Below are 11,865 nucleotides of genomic sequence, written 5' to 3' on the forward strand. Positions count from 1 at the left end.
GGGCCGACAGCAACCACGCAGACACCCGCAATGTCAGGTCCGACGGCCGTGCCGTCGCCGCTCGTAGCGACCAGGGGTTGCGCCCCGTCCAAGCCTAGCTACGCTTCTCTTAGATGCGGGGGTGCTCATGCAGGCGACACAGGCGCGGCATACGGTCGACGAACTAATCGAGCTTCGTAAGAACAGCATGCTGGGGGTCAACCCCGAGTATCAGCGCGGCGCGGTTTGGAGCCGCACCCAGCAGCGTAAACTCATAGACTCCATGATGCGCGGCTATCCTCTGCCGATCATCTACCTGCACCACATCAAGAAGGGTGTCGGGAAATACGCGCGGGATGACTTCGAGATAATTGACGGACAACAGCGCATAAACGCGATCTATGAGTATTTTGAAGGCGCGTTTTCGCTTTTCGATCCCGTGGCCGACGAAGCCGTCGCGCGATTTCCAGCCTTCGTCAAAGATCAGCCTTGCCCATGGGGAGGCAAGACGTTCGACGCTCTCCCTTCAGACCTGAAAGAGCGGTTCAAAGGCACCGAAATCGCCGTAGCGATGATCGAAACAGATCAAGTGAACGAGGTGCGCGATCTGTTCGTCCGGTTGCAGAGCGGCCTTCCGCTGAACCATCAGGAAACTAGGGACGCGTGGCCGGGAAATTTCACCGAGTTCGTCCTGAAGCTTGGTGGAAAGCCCGAAGTCGCGCGGTATCCTGGCCACAGCTTCTTCACTCAAGTTCTGGGGATGCGTCCATCAACGGATCGGGGCAAGACGCGGCAATTAGCTGCCCAGCTCACAATGTTATTCTTGACCCGGAAATCCAAAGGGGCAGACGCCTTCTGCGACATCAACGCTGAGGCGATCAACGCCTTCTATTATGACCACCTGGATTTCGATCAGGGCTCGCCGAGCACCCAACGGCTTCACGATGTTCTATCGAAAATCGAGAAGATGCTCGTTGGCGGCAAGCACCCTAAGCTCCGTGGACACGACGCCATCCACGCCGCGCTCCTAGTCGATGCGCTGTGGGACGACTACCCGCCAAACTGGGCAGATCGCTTTCCAGCAGCGCTCGATAAGTTTCTGGAGGGCCTTGCTAAGGGCAAAGCCGCAAACGACGCTGGGATCGCTCACGAATTTTGGACCCACTACGGTCAGTGGACTCGTGTCAATTCCGACCGAGGGGACAACATCAGCAGGCGCCACCGGTTCTACGTCGAGAAGATGTTCGAGTATTTGCAGCCCCTTGCTCCAAAGGACGCGACCCGGCTATTCGGCGAGGTTGAGAGAACGATACTATTCTACGCGCAAGGCAAGCGGTGCGCCGAATGCGATGGGACTGTGGATTGGAACGACTGTGAAGTGCACCACGTAGTCGAGCATTCCGCCGGTGGCATGACGACCCTCGACAACGGCGCGCTTGTTCACAAGGCTTGTCACCCGAAAGGGGCTGCGGCGACGGCCGCGTTCGCAAAGAAGTTCGCCGAGAAAAAAGCGTCCCAGCCGAAACCGTCAATCTCTAGCGAAGCGCCTGTGTAGACAGGAACGAAGCGTCCAACGCGCCCTGATGCGTGTCGAGCCAGCCCTTCGGCCGCTCGTAGTCCGGCAGGATCGACGTAAGGAACGCCCAGAACTCCGCGCCGTGCGAACGGTGCTTCAGGTGGGCGAGTTCGTGGACGACGACGTATTCCAGAACTCGTTTGGGCGCGAAGACGAGCCGCCAGTCGATGTGGATGGTCCCGCTCGGCCCGCATGAGCCCCAGCCGGTAGCGAACTCGGCCACCCGGATTGAACGGGGGTTGAGCCCGAACCGCTTCTCGTAGGCGCCCGCGATCTCGCGCACGTCGAGCCTGACGCGCCGCTTCAGCCAGAGCTTGATCTCCATAGCCACGAGGGCGTCTGCGGCGTCCTCAGTGACCCACGACGGCAGGTCTACGAGAAAGCCGTTCCGGTGCGCGATCTCGATGTGAGGTCCGTCATGGCGACGGACAGTCAGCGAGGACTGGCGCCCTCGGAACGGTATCTTCGAGCCGCTCATGAAGCGGGGGACGACCGGCCGGTTGGCGACCGCTTCTTCCATCTCTCGCACGGTGTCGAACAGCCATTGTCGCTTGCGGGCGAGGAAGCCCTCGATGGCCGCGTCATCGTCGGTTGTCAGGGCCAGCACCTCGACGGCGCCCGGCATCACAGTAATCCGCCGCTCCGAGAGCGTAGCCGTGCGGCGAAGCTCGTAGGGGATTTCCGTCTGGCCGACGCGGAGGCTGGGCATCAGTGCGACCCGGCGTAGGCGTGGACGGCGAACTCTTCGATCTTCTCGCCGACCGCCGAGGCATCTGCCACGCCGTGCGTGCGGAGGATGGGTCTGACCTGCTTCCGCAGGTCTTTCTTGTAGCCGTCCATGAAGAACCATGAAGGCTGGTCACGCAGGGCCGATGCGTAGATCTGACCGACGCCGATGGCGGCGGCCTGAAGGCTCGCGTGATCCGTGTCGGGCGCCATGGTCTCCATGATCCGCAGGATCGAGAAGGCCCGCTCGTCCATGCCCAGATCGGCGTGGGCGCCCTGTTCGGCATTGATGCCGCCGGTGAGGTCTTCGAAGTCCTTGAGGCCCTCGGCGGCGGCGATCTGGCCTTCCTCGAACCGGCGGATGATTTCCAGCACCCGCTCGGAGAAGCGGCCGTATTGGGCTGGGTTCTTGTCCACCAGTTCGCGGGTGACGCGGCGAAGCTCGGCCGACTTGCGGACGAACGCCTCCTGAAGCTCTTCCTCGGTCTTTTCCTCGACCTCGAAATCGTCGGCGAAGTTCGGGTCGGTGATCGAGCGCAGGCGGATGGTGGTGGACAGGCCAGTGGCGTGGACGTGCTCTTCCAGCATGTCCCTGATCTTGCCGGTGTAGCTGCGGTGATCGAGGCTCTCGTCCTTCGAGATCACCTGTGTCGCCAGCCGCAGGAACGCCGCCGCCCACTTCACCTCGGCAGTGAACTCCAAGATCGCCGGATCGGGCGACAGGTCGCCGTAGACGCGCACGAAGTTGCGGGTGAGCCGCTGAAGCTCGAACCAGTCGTCCTCCCGGCCCTCGGCGGCGAGCTTGCCGACGGCATAGGCCGCCGCCTTCTCGTCCATACCATCGAGGCCCATCAGTCGCTTCTGACGGGCGTAGCGGGCATGGGCCTCTTTCAGGTCATTCCGCAGGACGGCGATGTCGCGGAGCGCATTCTGCACATCCTCGGCGCGGTAGGAGGCCAGAGCCTCGTCGAGGTGATTGGTGACGCCGATGTAGTCCACGATCCGGCCGTGGGGCTTCTCGATCTCCACGCCGTCCGGCCGCTTGAGCGAACAGGTGCGATTGGTGCGGGCGATGGCCTGAAGCAGACCGTGCTCCTTCAGCGGTTTGTCGAGATACATCACCGCCTCGATGGGTGCGTCAAAGCCGGTCAACAGCTTGTCGCAGACGATCAGGAAGCTGGGCTCTTCGCCGAACGCCTTGAACCGCTTCTTGGCCTCCTTCTCGGCCGCGTCGTCGAGATACCAGCCCTCAAGCTCGGCCCGCACGGCGGCGACATCCGGGTCTTCGGACGGCTTGTTGTCCTCTTGGCTCTTCGAGAAGACGCAGCCGATCATGGCGTCGGCCTTCGCCTTCGCCGCTTCCTCGTCCATGCCGCCCTTCATCAGGTCGGCGGCGATCACATGGGCCAAGGCCATGCGGTAGAGGACGACCGCCTCACGATCCACAACGACGATCTGGGCCTTGAAGCCGTCCGGTCGGCAGACCTGTTTGAAGTGTTCCCAGATGTCCAAGGCGACCAGCCGCACGCGCTCCGGGTGCTTGGCGATGGTGGCGAGTGTCAGCCCCTTGGACTTCAGCTTCTCGCGCTTCTCATCGGGCAGATCGACGAACCAACGGTCGAACAGGATGTCGAGTTCGGCTTCGTTGATCGACCAGTCGGTCTTCCGGCCCTCATAGAGGATCGGCACCGTGGCGCCGTCGCGCACGGCGTCGTCGATCCCATACTTGTCGAGATAACCTTCGCCGGGCTCGCTGAACCGCGCGTAGGTGTCCTTGTCGGTGCTCTTGATCGGCGTGCCGGTGAGGCCGAAGAACCGGGCGTCGGGTAGGGTCGCGGAAAGAAAGGCGCCGAGGTCTTTCTCCTGCGTGCGGTGGCACTCGTCCACCAGCACGATCCAGTTGTCCGAGTTCGGGATCGGGTCTTTTGATCCGGCGAACTTGAAGATGGTGGACAGGAGAATCTGGCCGTTGCCGCCGCGCGCGACGGCTTCGCGAAGTTCGCTGACCGATGCCGCCTGCTTCGGGTTGGGCAGCCCGCAGGCGACGAAGGTCTTGGAAATCTGATCGTCGAGGTCGATACGGTCGGTCAGGACAAGAACGTTGGGGTTCTGAAGCGTGGGCGCGTCCAACGTCAGATGGGTCTTTAGCTTGAGCGCGAGGAACACCATGGTCAGGCTCTTGCCCGACCCCTGCGTGTGCCAGATCAGGCCCTTCTTGAGCTTGCCCTCGGCGACGCGGGCGACCGCCTTGTTGACCGCTCGAAACTGCTGATAGCGGCAGACCTTCTTGATCTTCCGGCCGCTCTCCGGGTCAGTTTCGAAGACGATGAAGTGGGCCAGCAGATCGAGCAGCCGCGACGGCTCCATCAGGCACCAGAGGTCTTTGGAAAGGTCGTCGGCAAACTCGTCGCGGCTGCGCGGCCACGCATCGGGCCAAGGTGCGTAGAACTGCGACGGGCTGCCTGTGGCGCCGTATTCCGTCCTCATCCCGTCCGTCACTAGATTGAAGGCGTTGGAGTGGAACAGGCGCGGGATGTCTCGCTCATATTGCTTGATCTGCTCGAAGGCTTCGTCAGCCCGCGCCGTCGCCTTCAAAGGCGATTTGGCTTCGATCACGACCAGCGGAATGCCGTTCACGAACACCACGATGTCGGCGATGCGCGCACGCTGGGCCGCGACACGGAACTGGCGGACGACGTGGTAGCGGTTCCTATCGGGGTGCTTGAAGTCGATCAGGGTGATCGGCCGGTCACGGGCCTCGCCGGTCGGTCGGCGCGAATAGGCACCGCGCATTTTGCGCTGCCATTCCTCGTTGTCCGAAAGGGTCGATAGCTCCCCATAGATCGCCTCGGCGTCCGCCGCGCCGATCCCGTTTAGGGCTTGCAACGCCTCGACCAGCACGGGCTTCAGGATGACGCGGTTCTCTTCCTGCCGCATCGCCATCGCCGCCTCGGGCGACAGCAGTCGGTAGCCGAGCGTGGTCAGGGCATCGAGCGTCGGCTTTTCAGCGAGGCGATATTCGCTCATGCAAGCACCCGAACGCCGCCAGTTAGGAGGTCATCTGCGAGACGGGCTCTCAAACTTCTCGCCGATAGAAGTGCCGATACCGAACGCTCTTTCGCCGACCTAAGGCTAATATAGGACGCGGCGATTTCTCGCTGCACTTTGATTGGCGGCAGTGGCAGGACCAAATCTTCGATCCGAAATAACGCGAGCTTCGGAACTCCCCCGCCAATGCCCTTCTGCTGGCGAATCTGCCCGACAAGTGTTTCGCTACGCAATGCCACCAGCAGATAGCCCGTATCCACGGCATTCGCATCGTTGACGACGATCTTTGCCGCGTTCTCGGTCAGGTAGGCCCCATCCAATACCTCAGGAACTGAAGCTATAAGGCCGATTGAACCGGCAATAGAAATGAACAAGTCATTCGATGAAATCTTGTATCGTGAAATGGACGCGGCAACGTCATTCGAAATCCAACGAACCGACGCGGGGCTAACGGTGTAATCGTCCCAATCTGTCACACGGATATATGGATTACCCGTTGGAGCCTCTTCGTATTCACTGCCTTTTGGGAGCCGCTTCCCACCTTTTACCCTAGCGACTTCACCTAGCCTGACGCTTCTCACGGCATCATCGGCGATCAGACGCCTAATGACGGAGTCCGCCTCCTTCTGAATGACTGATCCATAGTGGTCGGACACGATTTCCGAAGCGAGGACGGCCTCATCCGCCGACCGCAGCACCTCGGCGATTCGTCGCTGCTCGCCGAGCGGGGGAAGTTGCCAGATGAGACGTTTGATGTCCTTGGTCGAGAGGTGCTTGACCGTAGTCCCCGTTATCGCTCGCTCAAGCCGCTCAAGTTCCGGCTGCATGCGATAGAAGAGGTATTCTTCATCCAACTCATCGGGACGAGACGACCTCAACCTGAGCACCCGTTGGTTCAGCAGGGCATCTTCGCCGCTCCACCGGACAGCCAAGAACGCGCCATCCATCCCGATGATAATGTCACCCTTCCTGATGATGTAGGCTGGGTCATACTCCCCTACAAATCGGCAAGTGGTCTCGTTCGATTTCAGGTCGCGGATGCGAATGAGCGGCATCCCCAGATCGGGATCACTCGTGAACTGCTCGGACTTGAAGGCAAAGCCCGAGAGAATCTCTACTAGATCGCCGACTTTGCTCTGATTGGAGCCCGCCCCGTCAGCCCGCATAGCCGAGCCTCTTGAGATGCTCGAACATGACTGCTTCGGCCTCGTTCCGTGTAGTGATGAGGCTTTGCAGCTTAGCGACCTCGGCAGCCACATCGCCAATCTCGGCGTCCGCTCCTGTCTGGACATAACGACTGATGTTGAGGTTGAACGCGTTGGACTCGATCTCGTCCACCGGCACCACGCGGGCGAGTTTGTCGGCGTCGGTGAAGGCGTGGAATGCATCCGCCAACGTCTTGACGTTCTTGTCGGTCAAGGCGTTCTGGGCCTTGCCCGGCAGGAAGGTGGCGTCCCCGTTGATGACCAGCACCTTGCCCTTCCGATCTTTAGGCTTGGATTTCCGCACAATCAGGATCGCCGCCGGGATGGTCGCGCCATAGAACAGGTTGGGCGCCAGCCCGATCACCGCCTCAATGATGTCGGCTTTCAGCATCGCCTCGCGGATGCGGCCCTCGGCGCCGCCTCGGAAAAGCACTCCGTGCGGCACGACGACGCCCAACATGCCGTCGTCCTTCAGCGAGGCGACCATGTGCTGCACGAAGGCGAGATCACCGTAGACCTTTGGCGGGCAACCGTATTTGTCCCGGCCGTAGTGGTCGCCGTTAGACCAAACTTCATAGCCCCAGACCTTCTCCGAGAACGGCGGATTGGCCATCACTCGGTCATAGGCACCGACGCCCGCGACGAACTCCTTGGCCTTCGGGTCGTATCGCTTTGGATCAAGGATCGTGTCGCCTTTGGCGATGAAGGCGTCGTCGATGTCGTGCAGGAAAAGGTTGATCTGGGCGATGGCCCAAGTGCCGAGGTTCTTCTCCTGCCCGTAGAGCGACAGGCTGCGCGGGTTCTGGCCGCGATCCTTGAGGTGCTGGACGGCTTCGAGCAGCATCCCGGCCGAGCCGCAGGTGGGGTCATAGATCGACATGCCGGGCTGCGGATCGAGGCACTCGACGATCAGGCGGACGACCTGCCGGGGCGTGTAGAACTCACCACCCTTCTTGCCCGCGCCTTCGGCGAACATCGTGATGAGGTAGAGGTAAGCGTCGCCCAGCACATCAGCGGGCACATCGGCGTTTCGCAGCCCGATCTTCTCGAAGTGAGAGAGCAGCATTTCCAGCCGCGCGTCGGGGAAGCGTTCCTGATTGGCGAAGTCCACGGCGCCGAACACGCCGCGCAGTCGCAGGTTCGCGTCTTCGATGGCTGCGAAGGCGTTGTTCAGCCGTTGGCCGATCTGGGTGGACTGCTTTCGAACCTGATCCCAGCGGTGCTCGGCCGGGATGTGGAAGCGGTGCTCGTCGGGCTCGGCGGCCTCCTCGCGGTCGCCGGTTTCAGCCAGCAGAGCCTCGAACTCTTCGTCCCAAACGTCGCAGAGCCGTTTGTAGAAAAGCAGCCCGAAAATGTATTGCTTGTAGTCCCCGGCATCGACGGTCCCGCGCAGGATGTCCGCCGCCTGCCAGAGATGCCGTTCGAGTTCTGATTGTGTGAGCTTAGCCACTGATCCCCCTCACCGCCGCCAGAGGCGAACGCGTCGAAGTTGTGGCCGGTGGTTCTCCGACCTTCAAGTCCTCAAGAGGCGCTGACGCGGGTGTGATGCTCCACCGTCCGCCCAAGATCGGGAGCGGCGGTTTGCAACGGGTTGCAAAGCCGCCTTGCGGTAGTCGGTGTTGAGCCGCGCCTTGGTGTAGTCGCCGAAGCCGTTCGGGCCGTCGAAGCCCGCCGACTTGTAGAGACCTTCGTGGTAGATGTGCGCTAGCACACCGCCCAGGTTGAAGTAGGTTTCCTCGGCCTGCGCGATCAGTTCCTCGGCCGCCGTCAGGGCGTCCGTGCCTTCGAGGATTTCCACGAGGGCGTCGGTGTTCTTGATCACGATGGGCGCGGGTTCCGCCTTCCGCGTCGAGCGCGCACCGCTCGGGCAACCGCACCTGTAAAGCTCACCGATCTAATTGCGATACGGGCCACTGCCGCTCACGCACGCGCATCGCTGAGACTTCGCGCCAAGTGCGCCCATGTTTGATGTGGGAGATCGCGTTCTGACTGACGCCGAAAATCCGAGCTAGGTCGGAAGTCCTGGCCCCATCGAGGGCAAGGCCCTTTATCCGGGAAACACTTGTCGGGCTGAGTTTGGCTTGGCCCTTCCCGTGTCGGGCTCCACGCGGAACTTGCCCGTGTGCAATGGCGTCCGCCGCGTTCTCGCGAGGCGTTCCCCATCGAAGATTGTCGGAGGCGTTGTTCTGCTTCGTCCCGTCCCCGTGGCACACCACCATTGCGAGATCGGGCGCGGGACCATGGAAGGTCGCGCACACAAGCTCATGCACTGAGATCGTGTTTCGGCGGCCGGGCTCGCCGATGTTGACCGTGAGATAGCCAGTGGTCTGTGGGAACGGGCGCAACAGCGTTTGGGCCGGGTCGCGGTATGATGCCGTTCGGCGCCTCACGCGCCCAGCATTCGATACCTCATAGTCGCTAAACTCTTGTCCGCGTCTATTCTGCGCAATTCTCCAGATTTCATGAAATCTATGCCGTTGCATTTTTTTTGTATCCAGATTTGACTATCGGTATTTGTAAAATACATCGATGCATACTAGTCAATACATATTCGGTCTATTCTCAATAGCAACCTGCGAACACTCGTTGGGCGCCACGCACCACCTTTGTGGCCAATAAGGCCGCGCGCATTTAGGCTAGAAGCCAGACCTTGAAGCGTTAGCACTCCGGCTAACCGCAATTCATCGATGATAGGCTCTAAGCACCTAGCACGCTCGTCTGCTTCATCGCGGTATCTCGCCGCGAGGACCCGCCCATTGTCGCCGAGCGTGACGCCTCGGGCGCGGGCTGCGGCCAGAGCCGCCTTGGTCCGTGATGAGATCATCTCTCGCTCGTGTTCCGCGAAGGCGGCGAGTAAATGCAACATCAGCCGGTTGGCATGGGGGTTGTCCACGGCGACGAACTCGACGCTCGCCTCCATCAAACCGGAGATGAAGTGAACACTGCGAGCCAGCCGATCCAGCTTCGCAATAAGCAGCGTCGCCTTCATCTTGCGGCAAGTCGCCAGCGCCGCCTCCAATTCTGGCCGGTCGCGTCGCTTGCCGCTCTCGACTTCCACGAAATCCGCGACCACCTGCCCACCCTCACGGGAGACGAAGGTCGCCACCGCGTCGCGCTGGGCCTCGATACCCAGGCCGGATTGTCCTTGGCGCTCGGTTGAGACCCGGAAGTAGGCGACGAACCGTCGGCCCCCGCCATGTGACCGATCATTTGTCATGCAAACCCTCGTTTGCTTGTGTTTGTCGGGACGGCAGGGCGCGCTCAGCTAGACCGCAGGTGATGCTCGCTGCGCAGGAAATGTCGCTGGATGCTGTCTCTCTAGGCCCGTGCAATCGGGTGTAACTATCCCGGCTGCCGGTGTCCCGCCGTGCAACGGGTTGCAACGCCGCGAGGGTCGGCGCGCGGAACTCCGGAAAGCGGGGATACTGATCCGAATGGTCGCCCCACCCGTTCAGCATCCCCGGTCCAGTTAGGCGGCCTCGGGGTGCGGCATGCGACATGATCTCGCGAGCGGGGTTTTCTCGCCAGCCGATGTTCGCCGCCGCCTGACGGCCGAAGAACACGATACGGTGGTAGTCCAGATGGTCATGGAGGAACCACGCCAGCCGCTCCCATTCGTCGGCGCGGTGGTGCTCCAGAAACCAAGGCACGACCACGGTGGCGCATGCTCCAGCGTGCCCATCGGCGTCGCGGCAGTCCCAGATATGATCGGCGAAGGTCCGATGGTTGCTGGAGCAATTCAGGCCGCGACAGTTGCCGAACGCATTCAGGCGTGACGAGCGGTAGCCGCTCCGGATGTGGATACGGCCGAAGGTCTCGCTCAGCGGCTCCAGTATGCGCTCGCAAAGCTCGCGGCCCGTGAAGACCGCAAGGTCCAGGTCGTCCGGAAGGTTGGGGATCGCGTAGGCTGCGCCGATCTCTGAGAAGAGGAAGTCCCGCATATAGAAAGAGCGTGAAAGCTGGATGCGGCCGATCTCATCAAGCTCTCGGTATCGGGTCATGATGATCTCCAGACTATACTTAGATCATCTCAGTTCGCCGATCCTTTGTCAATAGAAATGAAGTAATTACAACGACTTAGCGTCCGACCCACGCCTCGCATTCCTTCCGCGCCGCTCCATACCGATCTTGCAAGCGCAAGCGCTCCTGCACGGCAGTGACGCCCTGGCCGTCGGTGGCGATGCTGCGCGCGAATGCTGCTAGCGCACTGGCCGCCCTCTCACAGGGCGCGACCTTCTCCAGGTCGGCCGTCCCAAGGAGCGGCTCGCGGTCTGTCACCATGGTGAAGCTCACCTTGCGTGCAGCGTTCTCTGCCTCGCGCACCAAGTCGATCCGGCTGTTCCGGACGGCGTTTGTCAGCACCGCTTCCGCAGCATCCAGCGTCTTCAGCCCCACACGGGTCTTGACCTTCAGCGCGGCGACATCGCCCGCTTTCGCGGGCTGGGCCACAGTGCGGTGTTCGCCCGGCTTGATGCGCACCAGATACGACGGGTCGCCTGCTGGCTCGTCCGAACTCGCTTCTGCGGTGGCTGCTGCGGCCATCGCGGGGGCTTGGGATGTGGCGGCGGGCGGCTTGGCCGTGGGCATGGCGACGGCGGCTACGACGGCTGCCACCTGCACCGCGACTAGGCCCAGACCAGCCTGCTTCCGCCCTCTGAACGGAGGTAGCGGACGGAACACGCTGACCAGCGAATAGAGGCTCCCAAAGAACCACGCGAACCCAAGCACCAATTCCACCTGCATATCTCCACGGCTTCATGATCAGAACTCGTAGTATATTACGAGTTTCGCGCTGAAAGACGAGTTAAGCGCGGTGTCGCTCGGGGGGCTGCCGATGGACCTTCGGGCATGTCGCTCAAGCTACGGGTCGGAGCCCGCCTCCGAGAGATCAGGAAATTTCGCGGGCTCACGCAGGAGCAACTTGCGGAGGGGATCGACCGATCCGTGGATGCGGTGTCCGCCTTGGAGCGGGGCCGCGCTCTGCCGAGTTTCGAGACCCTGGAGAAACTTGCGGGCGCGCTGGACGTGCCGATCCGTGACTTCTTCGAGGTGGACGACGGCTTGTCGGACGAGCGTGCGAGAATGCTGTCTCGGCTCGCGCTCCAAGCGCGCGCTTTAAGCGACGACGATCTGCGAATTGCAGTCGATCAGATCGCGGCCCTTGCTCGCGGCAGGGATGGCAGTGGGTAGGAAGCCAGTCGGAAGTCACCCAAACCGGCAGAAAGTTTTGGCACACAAAGATGGCACACCGCGCCGCATCTGAGGCGGAAAAGCCGAATAAAATCAGCCATCATTCAGTAGCGGGAAAGCCTCCCCTCGGCTCCACCAGGA

General features: G+C 61.7%; 11 protein-coding genes. 2 read left to right on the top strand and 9 right to left on the bottom strand.

Annotation, left to right across the window (positions count from 1 at the left end):
- Positions 1–127: 127 nt before the first annotated feature.
- On the top strand, positions 128–1,534 hold the full coding sequence (locus tag ACODSY_RS01755) for a GmrSD restriction endonuclease domain-containing protein (protein WP_488949902.1): 1,407 nt from the start codon (positions 128–130) through the stop codon (positions 1,532–1,534).
- Here the strand turns inward: ACODSY_RS01755 and ACODSY_RS01760 are convergent.
- The 9 genes from ACODSY_RS01760 to ACODSY_RS01800 all read right to left on the bottom strand — a co-directional run bounded on the left by ACODSY_RS01760 (position 1,515) and on the right by ACODSY_RS01800 (position 11,271).
- The gene (locus ACODSY_RS01760; RefSeq protein ID WP_488949903.1) at positions 1,515–2,264 is read right to left on the bottom strand and encodes a M48 family metallopeptidase; all 750 of its coding nucleotides are present in this window, start codon (positions 2,262–2,264) and stop codon (positions 1,515–1,517) included. The genes ACODSY_RS01755 and ACODSY_RS01760 overlap by 20 nt on opposite strands.
- Positions 2,264–5,308: a type I restriction endonuclease subunit R gene (locus ACODSY_RS01765; protein WP_488949904.1), complete on the bottom strand. Its 3,045-nt coding sequence runs from the start codon at positions 5,306–5,308 to the stop codon at positions 2,264–2,266. The genes ACODSY_RS01760 and ACODSY_RS01765 overlap by 1 nt, the downstream gene beginning before the upstream one ends.
- The gene (locus ACODSY_RS01770; protein ID WP_488949905.1) at positions 5,305–6,495 is read right to left on the bottom strand and encodes a restriction endonuclease subunit S; all 1,191 of its coding nucleotides are present in this window, start codon (positions 6,493–6,495) and stop codon (positions 5,305–5,307) included. Before ACODSY_RS01770 ends, ACODSY_RS01765 begins: the two co-directional genes overlap by 4 nt.
- Positions 6,485–7,984: a type I restriction-modification system subunit M gene (locus tag ACODSY_RS01775; protein WP_488949906.1), complete on the bottom strand. Its 1,500-nt coding sequence runs from the start codon at positions 7,982–7,984 to the stop codon at positions 6,485–6,487. The genes ACODSY_RS01770 and ACODSY_RS01775 overlap by 11 nt, the downstream gene beginning before the upstream one ends.
- Before the next feature lie 63 nt (positions 7,985–8,047).
- Positions 8,048–8,356, bottom strand: coding sequence for a hypothetical protein (locus tag ACODSY_RS01780; RefSeq protein ID WP_488949907.1), 309 nt, complete (start codon positions 8,354–8,356; stop codon positions 8,048–8,050).
- Between the two features lie 64 nt (positions 8,357–8,420).
- Positions 8,421–9,017 carry an NUMOD4 motif-containing HNH endonuclease gene (locus ACODSY_RS01785; protein ID WP_488949908.1) on the bottom strand — a complete coding sequence of 199 codons (597 nt, stop codon included), beginning with the start codon at positions 9,015–9,017 and terminating at the stop codon, positions 8,421–8,423.
- A gap of 53 nt (positions 9,018–9,070) precedes the next feature.
- On the bottom strand, positions 9,071–9,751 hold the full coding sequence (locus ACODSY_RS01790; RefSeq protein ID WP_488949909.1) for a recombinase family protein: 681 nt from the start codon (positions 9,749–9,751) through the stop codon (positions 9,071–9,073).
- Positions 9,741–10,535 (bottom strand): hypothetical protein, encoded by a 795-nt coding sequence (locus ACODSY_RS01795; protein WP_488949910.1) that lies wholly within the window; start codon positions 10,533–10,535, stop codon positions 9,741–9,743. The genes ACODSY_RS01790 and ACODSY_RS01795 overlap by 11 nt, the downstream gene beginning before the upstream one ends.
- 76 nt (positions 10,536–10,611) lie before the next feature.
- A complete protein-coding gene (locus ACODSY_RS01800; protein WP_488949911.1) occupies positions 10,612–11,271 on the bottom strand; it encodes a hypothetical protein in 660 nt (219 codons plus the stop codon).
- Between the two features lie 111 nt (positions 11,272–11,382).
- Between ACODSY_RS01800 and ACODSY_RS01805 the strand changes: the two genes are divergently transcribed.
- Positions 11,383–11,724, top strand: coding sequence for a helix-turn-helix domain-containing protein (locus ACODSY_RS01805; protein ID WP_488949912.1), 342 nt, complete (start codon positions 11,383–11,385; stop codon positions 11,722–11,724).
- The last annotated feature ends 141 nt before the right edge of the window (positions 11,725–11,865 follow it).

This window comes from Phenylobacterium sp. FG114, assembly GCF_057809855.1.

Coding starts and splice junctions, on each gene's coding strand:
- ACODSY_RS01755 (WP_488949902.1), top strand. CDS start 128: ATGCAGGCGACACAGGCGCGGCATACGGTCGACGAACTAATCGAGCTT.
- ACODSY_RS01760 (WP_488949903.1), bottom strand. CDS start 2,264: ATGCCCAGCCTCCGCGTCGGCCAGACGGAAATCCCCTACGAGCTTCGC.
- ACODSY_RS01765 (WP_488949904.1), bottom strand. CDS start 5,308: ATGAGCGAATATCGCCTCGCTGAAAAGCCGACGCTCGATGCCCTGACC.
- ACODSY_RS01770 (WP_488949905.1), bottom strand. CDS start 6,495: ATGCGGGCTGACGGGGCGGGCTCCAATCAGAGCAAAGTCGGCGATCTA.
- ACODSY_RS01785 (WP_488949908.1), bottom strand. CDS start 9,017: ATGCAACGGCATAGATTTCATGAAATCTGGAGAATTGCGCAGAATAGA.
- ACODSY_RS01790 (WP_488949909.1), bottom strand. CDS start 9,751: ATGACAAATGATCGGTCACATGGCGGGGGCCGACGGTTCGTCGCCTAC.
- ACODSY_RS01795 (WP_488949910.1), bottom strand. CDS start 10,535: ATGACCCGATACCGAGAGCTTGATGAGATCGGCCGCATCCAGCTTTCA.
- ACODSY_RS01805 (WP_488949912.1), top strand. CDS start 11,383: ATGTCGCTCAAGCTACGGGTCGGAGCCCGCCTCCGAGAGATCAGGAAA.